At 68.7% G+C, this 17,946-nt stretch carries 15 protein-coding genes and 1 tRNA gene; 9 read left to right on the top strand and 7 right to left on the bottom strand.

The window, feature by feature from the left end; all coding sequences use genetic code 11:
* Nucleotides 1–2: 2 nt before the first annotated feature.
* From ACFQS7_RS08500 to ACFQS7_RS08480, 5 genes are all read left to right on the top strand, one after another.
* Nucleotides 3–638, top strand: a complete 636-nt coding sequence (locus ACFQS7_RS08500; protein ID WP_380066612.1) for a LysE family translocator — start codon at nt 3–5, stop codon at nt 636–638.
* Nucleotides 635–895 carry a hypothetical protein gene (locus ACFQS7_RS08495; RefSeq protein ID WP_380066611.1) on the top strand — a complete coding sequence of 87 codons (261 nt, stop codon included), beginning with the start codon at nt 635–637 and terminating at the stop codon, nt 893–895. Before ACFQS7_RS08500 ends, ACFQS7_RS08495 begins: the two co-directional genes overlap by 4 nt.
* A 102-nt stretch (nt 896–997) precedes the next feature.
* Nucleotides 998–4,243, top strand: a complete 3,246-nt coding sequence (gene carB / locus ACFQS7_RS08490) for a carbamoyl-phosphate synthase large subunit (RefSeq protein ID WP_380066610.1) — start codon at nt 998–1,000, stop codon at nt 4,241–4,243.
* Nucleotides 4,244–4,482: 239 nt separating this feature from the next.
* Nucleotides 4,483–4,956 carry a transcription elongation factor GreA gene (gene greA, locus ACFQS7_RS08485; RefSeq protein WP_380066609.1) on the top strand — a complete coding sequence of 158 codons (474 nt, stop codon included), beginning with the start codon at nt 4,483–4,485 and terminating at the stop codon, nt 4,954–4,956.
* A 96-nt stretch (nt 4,957–5,052) separates the two neighbouring features.
* On the top strand, nt 5,053–6,297 hold the full coding sequence (locus tag ACFQS7_RS08480; protein ID WP_380066608.1) for a threonine ammonia-lyase: 1,245 nt from the start codon (nt 5,053–5,055) through the stop codon (nt 6,295–6,297).
* A 9-nt stretch (nt 6,298–6,306) separates the two neighbouring features.
* Here ACFQS7_RS08480 and ACFQS7_RS08475 read toward each other — a convergent pair whose 3' ends face one another.
* Both ACFQS7_RS08475 and ACFQS7_RS08470 read right to left on the bottom strand, forming a co-directional pair.
* Entirely contained in the window at nt 6,307–6,957 is a 651-nt protein-coding gene (locus ACFQS7_RS08475) for a class I SAM-dependent methyltransferase (RefSeq protein WP_380066607.1), read from the bottom strand.
* Between the two features lie 91 nt (nt 6,958–7,048).
* Entirely contained in the window at nt 7,049–7,528 is a 480-nt protein-coding gene (locus tag ACFQS7_RS08470) for an Lrp/AsnC family transcriptional regulator (protein WP_380066606.1), read from the bottom strand.
* Nucleotides 7,529–7,665: 137 nt separating this feature from the next.
* On the opposite strand from ACFQS7_RS08470, the gene trxB reads away from it, so the two are divergent.
* On the top strand, nt 7,666–8,643 hold the full coding sequence (gene trxB / locus ACFQS7_RS08465) for a thioredoxin-disulfide reductase (protein WP_380066605.1): 978 nt from the start codon (nt 7,666–7,668) through the stop codon (nt 8,641–8,643).
* Nucleotides 8,644–8,650: 7 nt separating this feature from the next.
* On the top strand, nt 8,651–9,541 hold the full coding sequence (locus tag ACFQS7_RS08460) for a LysR family transcriptional regulator (protein WP_380066604.1): 891 nt from the start codon (nt 8,651–8,653) through the stop codon (nt 9,539–9,541).
* A 470-nt stretch (nt 9,542–10,011) separates the two neighbouring features.
* On the opposite strand, the gene ACFQS7_RS08455 is transcribed toward ACFQS7_RS08460, so the two are convergent.
* On the bottom strand, nt 10,012–11,691 hold the full coding sequence (locus ACFQS7_RS08455) for a M3 family oligoendopeptidase (RefSeq protein WP_380066603.1): 1,680 nt from the start codon (nt 11,689–11,691) through the stop codon (nt 10,012–10,014).
* A 133-nt stretch (nt 11,692–11,824) separates the two neighbouring features.
* On the opposite strand from ACFQS7_RS08455, the gene ACFQS7_RS08450 reads away from it, so the two are divergent.
* Nucleotides 11,825–11,900 (top strand) — tRNA-Lys (locus tag ACFQS7_RS08450).
* Between the two features lie 9 nt (nt 11,901–11,909).
* Here ACFQS7_RS08450 and ACFQS7_RS08445 read toward each other — a convergent pair.
* The 3 genes from ACFQS7_RS08445 to ACFQS7_RS08435 all read right to left on the bottom strand — a co-directional run bounded on the left by ACFQS7_RS08445 (nt 11,910) and on the right by ACFQS7_RS08435 (nt 14,726).
* On the bottom strand, nt 11,910–12,353 hold the full coding sequence (locus tag ACFQS7_RS08445) for a PaaI family thioesterase (RefSeq protein WP_380066602.1): 444 nt from the start codon (nt 12,351–12,353) through the stop codon (nt 11,910–11,912).
* 64 nt (nt 12,354–12,417) lie between these two features.
* Nucleotides 12,418–13,482 (bottom strand): phosphotransferase family protein, encoded by a 1,065-nt coding sequence (locus tag ACFQS7_RS08440; RefSeq protein WP_380066601.1) that lies wholly within the window; start codon nt 13,480–13,482, stop codon nt 12,418–12,420.
* Nucleotides 13,483–13,484: 2 nt separating this feature from the next.
* On the bottom strand, nt 13,485–14,726 hold the full coding sequence (locus ACFQS7_RS08435) for an acyl-CoA dehydrogenase family protein (protein ID WP_380066600.1): 1,242 nt from the start codon (nt 14,724–14,726) through the stop codon (nt 13,485–13,487).
* Between the two features lie 92 nt (nt 14,727–14,818).
* Between ACFQS7_RS08435 and ACFQS7_RS08430 the strand changes: the two genes are divergently transcribed.
* Nucleotides 14,819–15,787, top strand: a complete 969-nt coding sequence (locus ACFQS7_RS08430; RefSeq protein WP_380066599.1) for an NADPH:quinone oxidoreductase family protein — start codon at nt 14,819–14,821, stop codon at nt 15,785–15,787.
* Here the strand turns inward: ACFQS7_RS08430 and ACFQS7_RS08425 are convergent.
* Nucleotides 15,784–17,943 carry an acetate--CoA ligase family protein gene (locus ACFQS7_RS08425; RefSeq protein ID WP_380066598.1) on the bottom strand — a complete coding sequence of 720 codons (2,160 nt, stop codon included), beginning with the start codon at nt 17,941–17,943 and terminating at the stop codon, nt 15,784–15,786. The two genes, ACFQS7_RS08430 and ACFQS7_RS08425, sit on opposite strands and share 4 nt — an antisense overlap.
* Between the last annotated feature and the right edge of the window lie 3 nt (nt 17,944–17,946).

Here is a 17,946-nt window from a genome sequence, read left to right as displayed (position 1 = left end):
CCATGCCTGCCGCCGAGACGCTGCTGGTCTTCGCCGCCCTGTCGCTCGGCCTCGCGCTGACGCCGGGGCCGAACATGCTCTACCTCGTCTCCCGCTCGCTGGCGCAGGGCACGGGGGCAGGCATGGTCTCGCTCGTTGGCTGCCAGGCGGGGTCGCTGGCGATCATGCTGGCGGCCGCGGCCGGCATCACCGCGGCGCTGATGGCGGTGCCCTATGCCTGGGACGTGCTGCGTCTCGGCGGCGCGGCCTATCTGCTGTTCCTCGCCTGGCAATGCCTGCGGCCGGGCGGCCAGCCGCTGTTCGCGCCCCGGCCGATGCCGCGGGAACCAGCGGCGCGGCTCTTCGCAGTCGGCTTCGCCACGGCGGCGCTGAACCCCAAGGTCGCGCTGTTCTACATGGCAGTGCTGCCGCCGTTCATCGATGCCACGGCCGGCCACGTCTTCCTGCAGGCGGCACTGCTCGGCGCCATCCAAATCGTCGTCTGCACGGCCTTCGATGCGATCCTGGTCTGGGGTGCGGCGGCCACCGCCCGCTTCCTCGGTACCCGCCCCGCCTGGCTGGCGGCACAGCGATGGGTGCTGGGTGCCGCGCTCGGGCTGCTGGCGATGAAATTGGCGATGCAAGGACGCACGGCATGACGCTGGTCTTCATCGCGCTGCTGGCGCTGTCCTGGACCGGGCTTTCGCTGGCCCTGCTGGCCATGCTGATGAAACGGATGGCACCGCCGCGCCAGGCGGCCTGGCGTGCCTTCGGCCTCAGCCTCGTCTTTAACACGATCAGCGCCGCCTATGCCTCGCCGGGGGAGCCGCTCCCCTCCGTCCTGCTCATCCTGGCCAGCCATGCGCTGCTGCCGCCGCTGCTGCTGGCGGCGCGGCGGGAGGAGCAGCGGGGATGATGCGCCCTGCCCTGCCGGCAGCCCACGTCGCCGCCGCGACGCCAGAATCCTGCCAGTCGCCCGACTGCGCCCCTGTTTCACGCTGACGACCGGAATGCCCCCATGCCGAAGCGCACCGACATCAAGTCCATCCTCATCATCGGCGCCGGCCCGATCGTCATCGGCCAGGCCTGCGAGTTCGACTATTCCGGCGCCCAGGCCTGCAAGGCGCTGCGGGCGGAGGGCTACCGGGTCATCCTGGTGAACTCCAACCCCGCGACGATCATGACCGACCCGGGCCTTGCGGATGCCACCTATATCGAGCCGATCACGGTGGAGATGGTCGAGAAGATCATCGCCAAGGAACGCCCCGACGCGCTGCTGCCGACCATGGGCGGGCAAACCGCGCTGAACACCTCGCTGAAGCTGGCCGAGGCCGGGGTGCTGGCGAAATACGGTTGCGAACTGATCGGCGCCAAGGCCGAGGTGATCGACAAGGCCGAGGACCGGCTGAAATTCCGTGATGCGATGACCAAGATCGGCATCGAGAGCCCGCGCAGCGCCATCGCCCATACCATGGAGGAGGCCCGCGCCGCGCTCGACCTCGTCAAGCTGCCCTGCGTCATCCGGCCAAGCTTCACCCTCGGCGGCACGGGCGGCGGCATCGCCTATAACCGGGAGGAATTCGAGCAGATCGTCACCGCCGGCCTCGACGCCTCGATGACCAATGAGGTGCTGGTCGAGGAGAGCGTGCTGGGCTGGAAGGAGTACGAGATGGAGGTGGTCCGCGACAGCGCGGACAACTGCATCATCATCTGCTCGATCGAGAACCTGGATGCGATGGGCGTCCACACCGGCGACAGCGTGACCATCGCCCCGGCCTTGACCCTGACGGACAAGGAATACCAGCGGATGCGCGATGCCAGCATCGCCTGCCTCCGCGAGATCGGCGTCGATACCGGCGGGTCGAACGTGCAGTTCGGCATCAACCCGGCGGACGGCCGCATGGTGGTGATCGAGATGAACCCGCGGGTCAGCCGCTCCTCGGCGCTGGCCTCCAAGGCGACCGGTTTCCCGATCGCCAAGATCGCGGCCAAGCTGGCGGTCGGCTATACGCTGGACGAGCTGAAGAACGACATCACCATGGTGACGCCGGCCAGCTTCGAGCCGACGATCGATTATGTCGTCGTCAAGATCCCGCGCTTCACCTTCGAGAAATTCCCCGGCACCCCGGCGACGCTGACCACCAGCATGAAGTCGGTCGGTGAGGCGATGGCGATCGGCCGCTCCTTCGCGGAAGCCTTGCAGAAGGGCCTGCGCTCCCTGGAGACCGGCTATTCCGGCCTCGACGAGGTCGCGGCCCCCGGGGACGGCAGCGCCCAGGCCTTCCACGCCGCGCTGGCGACGCCGACGCCCGACCGCATCCTGATGGCGGCCCAGGCGATGCGCGCCGGTGTCTCGGTCGAGGAGATCCACGAGGCCTGCAAATTCGATCCCTGGTTCCTGCGCGAGGTCGAGAAGATCGTCGCCGCCGAACGCGCGGTGCAGGCCGAAGGCCTGCCGAGGACCGCGACCGGGTTGCGCCGGCTGAAGGCGCTCGGCTTCTCCGACAAGCGGCTCGGGCAGCTTTCCGGCCAGGCGGAGACGGCGGTCGAGGCGACGCGCCTGAAGCTCGGCGTGGTGCCGGTCTACAAGCGCATCGACACCTGCGCCGGCGAGTTCGCCTCGGACACCCCCTACATGTACTCGACCTACGAAGGCGGCTTTGGCACGCCGGATTGCGAATCACGGCCCACGGACAAGCGGAAGATCGTCATCCTCGGCGGCGGGCCCAACCGCATCGGCCAGGGCATCGAATTCGACTATTGCTGCGTTCATGCCTGCTACGCGCTGAAGGATGCCGGCTTCGAGACCATCATGGTCAACTGCAATCCGGAGACGGTGAGCACCGACTACGACACCTCCGACCGCCTCTATTTCGAGCCGCTGACCGGCGAGGACGTGCTGGCGCTGCTGCGGAAGGAACAGGAGAACGGCACGCTGCTCGGCTGCATCGTGCAGTATGGCGGGCAGACCCCCCTCAAGCTCTCCCAGGCGCTGCACCGGGCGGGCATCCCCATCCTCGGCACCAGCGCGGAGGCGATCGACATCGCCGAGGACCGCGAGCGCTTCCAGCACCTGCTGAAGGGGCTCGGCCTGAAGCAGCCGCAGAACGGCACCGCCCGCAACCTCGACGAGGCCGTGATTGAGGCCGCGCGCATCGGCTACCCGGTGGTCGTGCGACCGTCCTACGTCCTCGGCGGCCGCGCCATGGAGATCGCCTACAACGCCGAGCAGCTCCGCCGTTTCGGCATCGAGGCGGTGAAGGTCTCCGGCGAGAACCCGATCCTGATCGACCAGTACCTGGCCGATGCGATCGAGGTCGATGTGGACTGCATCGCCGATGCCGATGGCCAGGTCTATGTCGCCGGGGTCATGGAGCATATCGAGGAAGCCGGCATCCATTCCGGCGACAGCGCCTGCTCCCTGCCGCCCTATTCGTTGCCGCCCGCCATCGTCACCGAGCTGAAGGCGGAGACCGAGGCGATGGCCCGGGCGCTCAAGGTCGTCGGCCTGATGAACGTGCAGTATGCGGTGAAGGACGGCGAGATCTATGTGCTGGAGGTCAATCCCCGCGCCTCCCGTACCGCGCCCTTCGTCGCCAAGGCGACCGGCGTGCCGGTGGCCAAGATCGGCGCCCAGGTTATGGCTGGTGCAAAGCTTTCCGAATTCGGCCTGGATGACGAGGCGGTCTATCGGCATGTCGCGGTCAAGGAAGCCGTCTTCCCCTTCAACCGTTTCCCCAATGTCGATGTCATCCTCGGCCCGGAGATGAAGTCGACCGGTGAGGTCATGGGCCTCGACACCAGTTTCGAGCGCGCCTTCGCCAAGGCCCAGCTCGGCGCCGGGGTGAAGCTGCCCCTGGCGGGCACCGCCTTCATCTCGGTCAAGGAAAGCGACAAGCCGGCGGCAGCGGTGCTGGCGCGGCGGCTGATCGACATGGGCTTCACGGTACTCGCAACTCGCGGCACTGCGGCGCGCATCCGCGATGCAGGGCTCGCCTGCGAGATCATCAACAAGGTGCTGGAAGGCCGGCCACACTGCGTCGATGCCATCAAGTCGGGCGAGATCCAGCTGGTGATCAACACCACCGGCGGCGGGCAGTCGGTCTCGGATAGCTTCGATATCCGCCGCTCCGCCCTGACCCAGGGCGTGCCGCATTACACCACGGCAGCCGGCGCCCGGGCGGCGGTGCACGCGATTGCCGCGCTCCGGGCCGGCACCCTTGATGTGGCGCCGTTGCAGTCTTATTTTACACGCGCTTTCTGATCGGACGGCGGTGGATTTCGGCGCGATCCGCCGGGTCTGCAATTCTACGGCAGCGTCCGTTGGCACGGAACCAAGGCTCTGCCCGCTTGGTTTCCCTCGGCCGTCCGGATCTCGCCGCCACCGCCCGACGGCAAGTGCCGGCTGGTAAAGGTGCCGGATGGGCGAAAAAAGTTTTGGTCGCATTCAGGTGGGCGAACCGCGCAGACTTCGCCTGACGTTGCTCGAAGGAAGGGCTTGCCGTGCAGAAGTTCCCCATGACCGCGGAAGGTCTGGCGAGGCTTGAAGAGGAACTGAAGCTGCTGCGCGTCGAGGAACGCCCGGCGGTAATTCGTGCGATCGCCGAGGCGCGGGCGCATGGCGACCTCTCCGAGAATGCCGAATACCATGCGGCGCGGGAGAAGCAGTCCTTCATCGAGGGCCGCATCATGGAGTTGGAGACCATCATCCCGGCGGCGGAGGTGATCGACGTCTCCAAGCTGTCCGGCGACCAAGTGAAGTTCGGCGCCCGTGTCACCGTGCTCGACGAGGAGACGGAAGAGGAGAAGACCTACCGCATCGTCGGCGCGCATGAGGCCGACATGAAAGTCAATTCGATCTCGATCTCTTCGCCGCTTGCCAAGGCGTTGATCGGCAAGAAAGTGGGCGATAGCGTCGAGGTCCCTGCCCCGGGCGGCGCCCGGGCCTACGAGATCACCGCGGTGGCCTTCCGCTAGGCCTTTTTGCTGCGACGCAGCAAGGCGCTTCGCCCGGGCGGCAGAATGGGTCTATAGGCGGCGTTCCACGTTGAACCGTCGCTGAGGACTCTATTCTTGCCCCTGCGCGCCCTGGCCAAGGACGGCACCATTGCGCCCATCTCCGTCACCCTTGCCGATGTCAGGGCCGCGGCGGCGCGCATCGAAGGCGCCATCCTACGCACCCCGACCCTGCCCTCCCATGCCGTTTCCCAGGCGAGCGGGGCCCGGGTCTTCCTCAAGCTCGACAACCTGCAGGCAACCGGCGCCTTCAAGGAACGCGGGGCAGCGAACCGCATCGCCCTGCTGACGGCGCGCGAACGCGCGGCCGGCGTCGTCGCAATGTCGGCCGGCAACCATGCCCAGGCGGTGGCGCGGCATGCCGCGCTGGCCGGGATCGCGGCGACCATCGTCATGCCGAAATTCACCCCGGTGACCAAGGTGGTCCGCACCGAGGGCTGGGGCGCCCGGGTGGTGCTTCACGGCGAGACCCTGGCCGAATCGGCGGCTCATGCACATGAACTGGCATTGCGCGACGGCCTGACATTCATTCACCCCTACGATGATCCCGGCGTCATCGCCGGCCAGGGCACCATGGTGCTGGAGATGCTCGAGGATGCGCCGGCCCTCGACGCGCTGGTCTTCCCCGTCGGCGGCGGCGGGCTGCTGACCGGCTGCGCCGCGGCGGCGCGGGAGTTGCGCCCCGGCCTGCCGGTCTATGGCGTCGAGGTCGAGGGCTATCCCGCCATGGCGCAGCGCCTGGCCGGCCGGCCGGTCGCCGTCGGCGGCCCGACCATCGCCGAGGGCATCGCGGTGCGCGACGTGGGCGAGTTGCCGCTGGCATTGCTGCGGCAGATGGGGGTCGAGGTGCTGGTGGTGCCGGAACGCGCGGTGGAGCAGGCCATCGCGCTGCTGGCCGAAGGCGCCAAGGTCGTGGCCGAAGGCGCGGGTGCGGCCGGCCTGGCGGCGATCCTGACCTTCCCGGACCGCTTCGCCGGCAAGTCGGTCGGCACCGTGGTCTGCGGCGGCAATATCGATGCCCGCATCCTGGCCAATGTGCTGCTGCGCAACCTGCTGCGGGATGGCCGCATCCTGCGCCTGCACCTCGACATCCCCGACCGCCCCGGCGTGCTGGCGGACATCGCCACGCGGGTGGCGGCGGCCGGCGGCAACGTCATCGAGGTCAGCCACCAGCGGCTGTTCGCGGCGCCCTCGGTGCAGAGCGCCGAGCTGGAGCTGATGGTTGAGGTGCGCGACATAATCCAGGGCAATGCGATCGTCGCGGCGCTCGAAGCCGGGCAATACGTGGTGCGCCGCGGGTAGGTGCCCGGGTCAGTCCCGCCGCAGCAGGCTGAGGCAGTCGAGGGCGGCCACCCCGCCCCAATCCAGCACGTCCTGCCGCAGCACCGTCAGGCCTTCCTTCCGGGCATAGTGCGCGAACAGCGCCTTCGACATGAAGTTGCGGCAGTGCGGTGCCAGCATCCAGTCCTCGCCGCCGGTGTGGTTGGAATGGTGCAGGAAGGCCCGCGCGCCCGGCACCATGACCCGGCGGGCCTCGGCCAGGTAGGCACGCACCACGTCGCTGTCGAAATGCACCATGGCGTCGAAACTGTAGAACAGTGTCACGCTGGCATCCGGCACGTCGCGCAGGTCGTAGCCGGTGTTGGCGATGTAGGTGATGCGCGGGTCGTTGGCGAAGCGCCGACGGCAGAAGGCGATGTTTTCCGGCCGGATGTCGACCAGCGTCAGCCGCCCGGCCAGCGGCAGCAGCTTCTGCGCATTCCGCCCCCGACCGGTGGCGAGGTCGAGCACGCTGGTGAAATCCGCCTCTTGCAGGAAGGGCTCGATGATCGGCCAGAGCGGCGCGAACCCAGCCTCGGCCGCGTCGAAATAGGGATGGTCGGGCAGCCATAGATCGCCGGCGTGGCGAGCTGCGGCGTCGAGCCGTGCCTCGGTCGGCGATCGGGCGGGCAAGTCGGGCATGGAGGCTTCCGGCATCATCGGCGCCAGCGGGACACGCCCCGCGGCGGCCGGGCAGCCTGCCGCAGGAATATCGCTGGAATCCTTCCCGGCACTACAGGGCGATCGGTACCCCGGCCTCGTCCTTCGAGGTGCGGATGGTCTGCAGGGTCTGCACCCGCGCCACCTCGTCGGCCGCCGTCAGCCGGGAGGTCAGCACATTCTCATGTGCCGTGTCCCGCGCAACCAGGCGCAGCAGGAAGTCGCCGCCGCCACGGATCATGTGGCACTCCCGCACCTCCGGCCAGCCGCGCACCCGATGCTCGAAGGCGCTCAACATCGCCTCCTTCTGGCTTTCCAGCCCGACCAGGGCGAAGAATGTGATCTCGTAGCCCAGGGCCACCGGGTCGAGATCGGCGTGGTAGCCGCGGATGATGCGCTCCTCCTCCAGCCGGCGGACACGGCGAAGACAGGGTGGCGCCGAGAGGCCGACCCGGCGGGCCAGCTCCACATTGGTCATCCGGCCATCGGATTGCAGTTCCGCCAGGATCTGGCGGTCCACCTCGTCGAGGGATGCGTCGGGTTCCGCAGTCATGCTTTCATGATTCGTTGCCGTGAACTGGCTCTGGGCGCAATATCATTGCTGACTGGCCGCGCCGCAAGGCTTGTGCTTGTGGCTGCCCCACCAGCGACAAATATGGTCGTTTCGCCCTGATTGCCGGGAATCGAGCCTTGCCCAAGACCCACCGTACGCGCCTTCTCATCCTCGGCGCCGGCCCCGCCGGCTATACCGCGGCGATCTATGCCGCACGCGCCGGGCTGAAGCCCTTGCTGGTTGCCGGCATGCAGCCCGGCGGGCAGCTAACCATCACCACCGAGGTCGAGAACTATCCCGGCTTCGCCGAGCCGATCCAAGGCCCCTGGCTGATGGATCAGTTCAAGACCCAGGCCGAGCATTGTGGCACCACGATCATCCAGGACGTGGTGACCAGCATCGACCTCGCCGCCAAGCCGGTCCGGGCGGAGGGCGACTCGGGCGACATCTACCTGGCCGAGAGCCTAGTCATCGCCACCGGCGCCCAGGCCCGTTGGCTCGGCATTCCGGGGGAGAAAGAGCTTTCGGGCTTCGGCGTCTCCGCCTGCGCTACCTGCGACGGCTTCTTCTTCCGCGGCAAGGACGTCGCCGTCATCGGCGGCGGCAACACCGCGGTGGAGGAGGCGCTGTACCTCTCGAACCTGGCGAAGAGCGTCACCGTGATCCACCGCCGGGACGGCTTCCGCGCCGAACGCATCCTGCAGGACCGGCTCTTCGCCAAGCCGAACGTCACCGTGCTCTGGGACACGGTGGTCGAGGAGATGCTGGCGACCGAGGGACGCTTCCGTGCACTCCGCGGCATCCGCACCCGCAACAGCAAGACCGCCGAGGTTACGGAACTGCCTTTCGACGGGGTCTTCGTCGCCATCGGCCACGACCCCGCCACCGCGCTGTTCCGTGGCCAGGTCGGCATGGATGCGGAGGGCTATGTGGTGACCGAGCCTGGCAGCACCCGCACCAATATCCCCGGCGTCTTCGCCGCCGGCGACGTGCAGGACCGCATCTACCGCCAGGCGGTTACCGCTGCCGGCACCGGCTGCATGGCGGCGCTGGAGGCGGAGAAGTGGTTGGCCCACATGCCGGACGACGCCGCCGCCATCGAAGCCTGGACCTGAGCCTGAGATGCCGCTCGACTGGGACAAGCTGCGGGTCTTCCACGCGGTTGCCGAGGCTGGCTCCTTCACCCATGCGGGGGAGACGCTGAACCTCAGCCAATCCGCCGTGTCGCGCCAGATCCAGGCGCTGGAGGAAGCGCTGCAGGTACCGCTGTTCCACCGGCATGCCCGCGGCCTGATCCTGACCGAGCCGGGCGAGACGCTGAACCGGACGGTGCGCGAGGTCTTCGCCAAGTTGGCGATGACCGAGGCGCTGCTGACCGAAAGCCGCGAGCGCCCTGCTGGGCGGCTGAAGATCACCAGCACCACAGGCTTCGGCAGCACCTGGCTGGCGCCCCGCCTGTCGCGCTTCCTGCAGATTTACCCCGATGTCAGCGTCACGGTGCTGCTGGACGATAGCGACCTGGATCTGGCGATGCGGGAGGCCGACGTGGCCATCCGCATGCATCCGCCGCGGCAGCCCGATCTCATCCAGCGGCACCTGGCCAGCTTCGGCTGGCGGGTCTGCGGCGCGCCGGCCTATCTGAAGTCCGCCGGCATGCCGCAACGGGCAGAGGATCTCGACGCCCATCGGCTGATCGTCTGGGGCGACCACCGGCCGCCAATCGATGAGGTAAACTGGCTGAGCGAGGCCGGCCGGCGTCCCGGCGCGCCGCGTCGCGCCGCGGTCGAGGTCAACAGCCTGACGGGGATGCTCCGGGCGGTGCAGAGTGGGCTCGGCCTGGCGGCCCTGCCTGACTACATGGGCGCGGAACTGGACGGGCTGCTGCAGGTGCTGCCGGAGCTGAAAGCACCGCGGCTGGACGCGTATTTCGTCTATCCGGAGGAAATGCGCCATTCGAAGCGGGTTTCGGTCTTCCGCGACTTCCTGATCGCGGAACTGACCGGGAACAACTGATATGCAAGCTGCGCATGGGTGATGGCCGGTTTGACCAAACCGGCATGGCAATAGGAAGGATAGGCTCCCCTTCGTCCGGCTCACTTGGCCGGTCAGGGTAACTCGGGGCTGTGCCTCGAACCCCTTCGTCTCCCAGACGTGAAGCCTCCCTGTTGACTTTCGCCCGCTAGGCCAACGGCTTAGCGGGCTTCTTTTTGGCCATTTGACGCCTCGCTGTGACGTGACCAGTGCTTTGCGCCGCCGCAAGGTGGTCAGTCAGCGCGACCGCGACGATGCCGGCTGTACGACGGGATGCGCAGTATGGGCCTCGACCGGATCCGCGACTTCATCCGCCGCAATGTCATCGACACCGTGCCGGACGCGATGGACATGTGCCTGAGTTGCGGCAAGCCTGCCTGCTCCGCGGCGGAATTTGCCGCCTGTCCGCCACGCCTCGCGCGCGCCGCGGAATTGCGCGCGGCGGTGTTTGGCTACGACGCAAGCACCGCCTCTGCCTCCCGCACCACCGCCTCCAGCGCTCCCGGCGCGAAGGGCGAGGCCAGCCCTGCCGAGGCGACCAGGCCCGTGAAGGGTGCCGAGCCACCACGGCCGCACAGCGCGACGTAATCGGCCAGTGCCCCCGCGGGATCTTGCCGCGACCGCACCCAGAACTGCAGGGCGCAGCAGAGCGCCAGGGTGTAGTCGATGTAGTAGAAGGGCGAACGGTAGATATGCGCCTTGGCCTGCCAGCGGCCGCCAATCGCGGGGTAGGCGAGGTCGCCGTAATCGGTCCAGGGCATGTAGCGCCGCTCCAGCCGCTGCCAGATGGCATGCCGCTCGGCCGGGGTCGCCTCCGGCTTCGCATAGACCTCATGCTGGAAATGGTCGACGCAGACGCCATAAGGCAGGAAGGCGAGCGAGGTCTCCAGGTGCATCCGCCGGAAACGCTCCGCCGCGCTTTCCCCGACCAATCGGCCCATATGCGGGTGGGTCAGGAATTCCAGCGACATGGAGTGGATCTCGGCAGCTTCCATGGTTGGCCAGAGGTAGTCGATGCCGGGCTGGAAGCGGCTTTCCCAATTCTGGAAAGCATGCCCCATCTCATGCGTGAAGACGCCGATATCATGGTGCGTGCCGTTGAAATTGGCGAAGATGAAGGGCGCGCCGAGGCTCGGGAAGCTGGTGCAGAAGCCGCCGCCCGCCTTACCGGGGCGGTTTTTCAGGTCGGTGAAGCCGCCCTCCTCCATGAAGCGCCAGAAGGCGCCGAGGCGCGGGTCCATCCGGTCGAACATGGTGCGCGCTTGGACGCAGAGCGTATCGTGGTCGCCGATCGGCTTGGGGTTGCCGGCCGGATCGACCAGCGCCTCGTCCCAATAGCGCAGCACGTCCCAGCCCTGCTCACGCCGGCGCCGTTCTAGCAGCCTCGCCACCAGCGGCACGACATGTGTCGCCACTTCGTCACGATAGCGCGCCACATCGGCGTCGTCATAGTCGGTGCGGCGCATGCGGCGGTAGCCAAGCGGAATGTAGCTTTCGAAGCCCAGCTTGCGCGCCATGCCGTGCCGCAGCCGGACCAGATCGTCATAGATCGCGTCGAGCTCGGCGCCATGGTCGGCGAAGAAGCCCCAGCGCAGCGCCTCCGCCTGATGGCGGACAGCGCGGTCCGGGTCCTCGGCATAAGGGGCGAGGCCCGAGAGGTTCACCACCTGCCCGCCGATCTCCAGCTTCGCCGATGCCAGGATTTCGGTGTAGCGGGCGCCGAGGCGCGATTCCTCCTCGAGGTCGGTCGCGATCGCCGGCTCAAAGGTGGTAATGTCCATCTCCCAGAGCCGCAGCGCGAAGCCGCCGGTCGCGGCTTCCAGCGCGGCGCGGTCCGGCAGGGCCAGCAGCCGGCGCTTCAGCGTGGTCTCGTGCGCCGTCGCCACCGGGGAGAGCACGTCGGCATATTCCCGCGCCGCCTTGGCCGCCGCGCTGGTAGTGTCCTGCGAGAAGCGCAGATGCACCAGCGACGCCCAGCTGTCATAGGCGCGCCGCTGGCCATCCCAGGCGGCAAGGGCCGCGGCGAGGTCGCCGGCATCCAGCAATGCGCCAATGGCGGCGTAATCATCGGCCAGGCTTTCGCGCGTCGGCTGCGGGAAGGCGAGGTCGGAGAAATTCGGAATCGCGTTCATGCCGCCGACCTGCCTGCTTCCGGTGAGGCCACCGGGGTAGCACGGCGGCCCGGCCGCAAAATAGGGGGTGGACAAAGCGCTGGCGGGCGTTAAAAGGCGCCTCCCGGACGGAGACCGCGGTCGACGTCACGGCGGGCGCTTAGCTCAGTTGGTAGAGCAGCTGACTCTTAATCAGCGGGTCGTAGGTTCGAGCCCTACAGCGCCCACCACTGCCCCCCTTATTTCCGTTCCTTCATGGCGAAGACGCCGCTGACGCGGGCCACGCGCTTTCCGTCTGCCAGCATGGTGCCCTCGGTGAAGGCCAGGCTGCGACCCATACGCGTCACCTCCGCCCGCACTTCCAGCCAGCAGCCTTCCTTCGGCGGGCCGATGAAGTCGATCGAGAGGTTCACCGTTGCCAGCCCGGCGCGCGGCAGCCCGGCTTTCTCCCGCGCCACCGCCACCGCATGCACCAGCGCCAGATCGGCCAGCGTGGCGACGAAGCCGCCATGCGCGCCGCCCATCGAATTGCTATGCCGATGCGCCACCCGGACGCCGAGCGCGGTGTGGTCCGCGGCACGGTGCGACCAGAAGGGCCCCAGCTCCTGCGCATAGGGGCCGCCATGGGTCGCCGGCACGAAGCCGGCCGGTATGTCTTGGGTGGGTGTCGCTGCCTGGTCCATGCGCCCGTCCGGTTGCCTTGATCGGCCGCAACCTCGCCTGCCGGCGCCCCGCGGTCCAGCGGCCTCAGGCCGCGGGGTCGATCCGCTGCACGATCGCCCAGGCCCGCTCCGCCATGTCGTGGTAGCGGTGACGATAGCCGATCGCCCGCGGATCGGAGGCATTCCCGTCCAGCGCCCGCCGCCAGACGCCGGCGACGATCGAGGCAAGGCGGAACATCGAGAAGGCCTTGAAGACATCCAGCGCCAGCGGCACCGGCCGTCCTATCAGCGCGCTGTACCGGGCGACGAAATCCGTCTCATCCGGGATGCCGGTGCCGGTGAGGTCCATCCCGGCGACGCCGGTCACCCCATCAGGTCCCGGCGCAAAATCATAGGTCAGGCAGCAATAGCCGAGATCGGCCAGCGGATGCCCGATCGTCGCCAATTCCCAGTCCAGCACCGCGACGATACGCGGCTCGGTCGGATGGATGATGAGGTTGCCAAGCCGGAAGTCGCCGTGTGCGATGGTCGCGGGCTCATCCGGCGGGACATGGCCTGCGAGCCAGGCGCCGAGCCGGTCCATCACCGGCATCTCCTCGACCTTCACCGCCTCCCATTGGCGGATCCAGAGGTCGATCTGCCGCGGCATATAGCCTTCCGGCCGGCCGAAGCCCTCCAGCCCCGCGGCGCGCCAATCGACCTTGTGCAGCGCCGCCAGCACGCGGGCCATGTCGGCATAGATCGTGGCCCGGTCGGCCGGCGGCGCTGCGAGCGGCACACGGTCGAAGAAGATGCGGCCCGGGACATGGTCCATGACGAAGAAGGGCGTGCCGATGACCGCCGCATCCTCGACCAGGATGCGGGCGCGCGGCACGGGGACGTCGCTGCCCTGCAGCGCGCGGATGATGCGGTATTCCCGCTCCACCGCATGCGCCCGCGGCAGCAGCTTACCGGGCGGCTTCTTGCGCAGAACGTAGTCGCCGGCGCTGGTGGCGATGTGGAAAGTGGGGTTGGACTGGCCGCCCTGGAACTGCCGGACCTCGATCGGATCGTCGAAGCCCGGCAGATGCGGCCCGAGATGCCGCGCCAGCGCCGCCTCGTCGAAGCGGTGCCGGTCGAGGACCGGCACCAATTCGGGGATGCCGGACATGGCTACTCCGCCGCCCGTACCGCCTCGCCCCGCGCCGGCTTGTACTTCGCCAGCTCCATCCGGCCGAGCTGGAAGCGATGCACCTCGTCTGGCCCGTCAACGATGCGCAAGGTACGGGCGATCTTGTAGAAATAGGCGAGCTGGAAGTCCTCGGTCACGCCGCCGGCGCCATGCGCCTGGATCGCCCAGTCCACCACCTGGCAGGCCATCTCAGGTGCGGCCACCTTGATCTCGGCGATCTCCTTGCGGGCTTCCTTGTTGCCCACCGTGTCCATGCGCCAGGCGGCATGCAGCGTCAGCAGCCGGGCCTGGTCGATCAGGATGCGCGACTTGGCGATACGTTCGATCGTCACGCCCTGCTCGGCCAGCGGCTTGCCGAAGGGCTTGCGCTCGAGCGAGCGCTTGCACATGAATTCCAGCGAGCGTTCCGCCAGGCCGATGGCGCGCATGCAATGATGGATGCGTCCCGGGCCCAGGCGGCCTTGGGCGATCTCGAAGCCGCGGCCCTCGCCGAGCAGGATGTTCTCGACTGGCACGCGGACATTGTCGAAGACGATCTCGGCATGACCGTGTGGCGCGTCGTCGAAGCCGAAGACCGGCAGCATGCGCTTGATGTTGAGGCCGGGCGTCTCGCGCGGCACCAGGATCATCGATTGCTGGCGGTACTTGTCCGGGCTGTCCGGCGCGGTCTTGCCCATGACGATGAAGATCGCGCAGCGCGGGTCCCCGGCGCCCGAGGACCACCACTTGCGGCCGTTGATCACATAGTGGCCGCCGTCGCGGGTGATGCGGGTCTGGATGTTTGTGGCGTCGGACGACGCGACATCAGGTTCCGTCATGCTGAAGCAGGAGCGGATCTCGCCTTCCAGCAACGGCGTCAGCCAGCGCTGCTTGTGCGCTTCAGAGCCGTAGCGGTGGATGGTCTCCATGTTGCCGGTATCGGGCGCGGAGCAATTGAAGACTTCCGACGACCAGGGCACACGGCCCATGATCTCCGCCAGCGGGGCGTATTCCAGGTTGGTCAGACCGGCGCCGAGGTCGCTTTCCGGCAGGAAGAGGTTCCACAGCCCGGCGGCGCGCGCCTTGGGCTTCAGCTCCTCAATGATCGGCACCGGCTGCCAGCGGTCCGCCGCGGCATCGATCTGGTGGTGGTAGAGATGCTCGTTCGGGTGGATGTGGTCATCGAAAAAGGCCAGTAGGCGGGCGCGCAGCTGCTCGACCTTTTCGGTATAGGCGAAGTCCATGGCGTTCTTCCCTTGGGCCGGTCGTATTCGGCGACCAGCGTGACTCAGCGCGTCCGGCGCGGCAAGCTGCCTGCGGGACGGAGGAGATGCGCATGAAGGCTGTGCTGTGCCGGGAGTTCGGACCGCCCTCCATACTTGCCCTGAGCGAGGCCCCTGCGCCGCTTCCCGGCCGGGGCGAGGTGCTGATCCGCGTCGCAGCGGCAGCGGTGAACTTCCCTGACACGCTGATCATCCAGGGCCGCTACCAAGCCAGGCCACCCTTCCCCTTCGCCCCCGGCGGCGAGGTGGCCGGGACGATCGAGGCGCTGGGCGAGGGCGTCACCGGCCCCGACCCCGGCACCCGCGTATTGGCGATGTGCGGCCATGGCGGCTTCGCCGAACTGGCCTGCGCGCCGACCGAGAATGTCGTCGTGCTGCCGGACCATGTCGATGTGGTGACAGCCGCCTCGCTATCCTATGCCTATGGCACAGTGCTGCATGCGCTGCGCGACCGCGCTGCCTTGCAGTCGGACGAGATGGTGCTGGTGCTGGGCGCCGCCGGCGGCGCGGGCATGGCGGCACTGCAGGTCGCGCGCATCATGGGCGCCAGAGTGATCGCCGCAGCCTCTCCGTCCAAGCACGCCGCCTGCCTGGCGGCCGGTGCGGAGGCTGTTGTGGACTACACGGCTGATAATTGGCGGGACCGGATCAAGGCGCTGGCGCCCACCGGCATGGAGGTGGTGTTCGACGCGGTCGGCGGCCCCTATGCCGAACCTGCCCTGCGCTCCATCGCCTGGGGCGGGCGCTATCTGGTGGTGGGATTCGCTGCCGGTGACATCCCACGCATCCCGCTGAACCTCGCTCTGCTCAAAGGCTGCGGCATCCTCGGCGTGCTCTACGGCACACATGTGAAGCGCGAGCCGGAGGCCAACCGCGCGCTGATGGCGCAGTTGTTCGACTGGATCGCCACCGGCGCGCTGAAGCCGGCGATCGCCCATGTCTGGCCGCTGCACCGGGCGGCGGAGGCGCTGGACCTGCTGCTGGCGAGGCAGGTGACAGGCAAGATCATCCTCACGACCTAGCCCCTGACGATCAGCCCATCCACCGCGAGGATGCGGTCGCCGGCGCAGATCAGCGGGTTCACGTCGATCTCCACGATGCGGTCGCGCTGGTCCGCGGCGAGTTCGGAGACGCGCCGGATGACCTCCACCAGGGCCTCCTGGTCGACGGCCGGCATCCCGCGAAACCCCTCCAGCAGCCGCTGGCCCCGCAGGCGTCGCAGCATGGCACGGGCGTCATCCTCGCCGACCGGGGCGAGCGCCGTGGCGCTGTCGCGCAGCAACTCGACGAAGATGCCGCCGAGGCCGACCACCACCATCGGTCCGAACAACGGGTCGCGCCGCGCGCCGACAACGATCTCGAGACCCTGCGGCACCATCGGCTGCACCAGCACGCCGCTGATGCGCGCGCCAGGCACCGCGCCGGCGGCATTCGCCATGATGATGGCGAAGCCATCCCGCACCGCAGCGGCGTCGCGCAGGCCAAGGCGGATGGCGCCGGCTTCGGTCTTGTGCGGGATGTCGGGCGATTCGACCTTCAGCACCACGGGAAAGCCGGACGCCTCGGCGGCGGCCACCGCGGCCTCGGCATCGAGGACCAGCGTCTCACCCACCACTGGTACGCCATAGGCGGCGAACACGGCCTTGGCCTCACGCTCCGTCAGCGTGGTGCTGCCGGCAGCATCCAGCAGCGCTGCCGCCCGCGCCGCAGCTTCCGGTGCCGCCAAGTGCGTAGTATTGCCCGGCCCCGCCGCGCGCCGCGCCGCGCGCGCCTGCCATGCGGCCAACGCCGCGAAGCAGCGGTCCATCGAGCGGAACACGCCCACCTGCGGATTGGCCTCCGCCGCCTTCGCACCCGGGCCTTCCAGCCATTCGGTCAGCCAGACCACCGCCGCAGCCTTGCCGTGCTGCGCCGCCAACTCCCCCAGCAGGGCGAATCGCGGCGTGGCGAAGTCATAGGCATAGCCGTTCGGCAGCACCACCGCGCCATAGGCCGGGTCGGCGCAGAGCGCGTCGGCGCAGGCGCGCAGCGATTCCGGGTCGTTCAGCACCTGCGCGGTGATGTCGACGGGGTTGCGGGCGGAACCAAATTCCGGGATGCGCGCATCCAGCACGGCCTTCGCCGCCGGGCCCGGCTGCGGCAGCAGCACGCCATGCACCTCCGCCTTGTCGGCCGCCATGATCGCCGCGCCGCCGGAAGTGGAGACGACCGCGATGCCGGGCGCGCGGCAGGCCGGCGCTTTGGCGAGGAAGGCCGCCGTTTCCAGCAGCGCGTCGAAATTCTCGACCAGCACCACGCCGGCGCGGCCGAACGCGGCGCGGTAGGCCGCATCCGACCCGGCAAGCGAGCCGGTATGCGACAGCGCCGCGGCCGCGCCCTGTTCGCCGGTGGCGAGCTTGTAGACCACCAGCGGCTTGTCGGCGGCCCAGGCGATCTCCGCCGCCTGCACCAGCCGCATCGGGTCGGCCATGCCCTCGAAGACGCAGGCGATGGCGGCGCAGGCCGGGTCCTCGGCCAGGGCGGCGACGCCATCCGCCACATCGACATCCGCCGAGTTGCCGCAGGCCAGCACGCGGCTGATGGCGATGCCACGCTCCACGCCTTGCGCCAAGGCGAAGCCGAGATTGCCGGACTGGCTGACGACCGCGACGGCACGGCTTCCCGCGACGCCGACCGCGGCGCGGCCCGGCGTCACCGCCGGCCGCGGCACCGCCGCGAAGCTGATGGTGGCGCCGCAGGCATAGTCCAGCATGCCGATGCAGTTCGGCCCGACCAGCCGCACCCCGCCTTCCCGCGCGACCGCGGCGATGCGCGCCTGCAGGGCGATGCGGTCCTCCCGGCCGGTCTCGGCGAAGCCGGCGGCATAGAGGATCGCAGCGCCGACGCCGGTGGCGACACAGTCCCGCACGAGCCCCTCCACCGCCTCCAACGGCGCCGCAATCACGGCGATGTCCGGCACCTCCGGCAGCGCGGCGATGGAGGGATGACAGGGCAAACTGCCCAGCGTCTGGTATCGCGCATTCACCAGATGCACCCGGCCCTGGAACTGCGACAGGTTCTGCTGTGTGCGCTCGCCGAAGGACCCGGCGCGCTCCGAAGCGCCGATGATCGCGATGCTCCGCGGGTTCAGCAGCCGGGCGAGGTCGGCGGCACGGTAGAGCGGACGCGGTGTGGCCACGAT

It is taken from the genome of Dankookia sp. GCM10030260, from assembly GCF_042666655.1.
Classification (GTDB): Bacteria; Pseudomonadota; Alphaproteobacteria; order Acetobacterales; family Acetobacteraceae; genus Paracraurococcus.
Note: the sequence above shows the minus strand (reverse complement) of the source record. Positions and strands in the feature narration are given on the sequence as shown.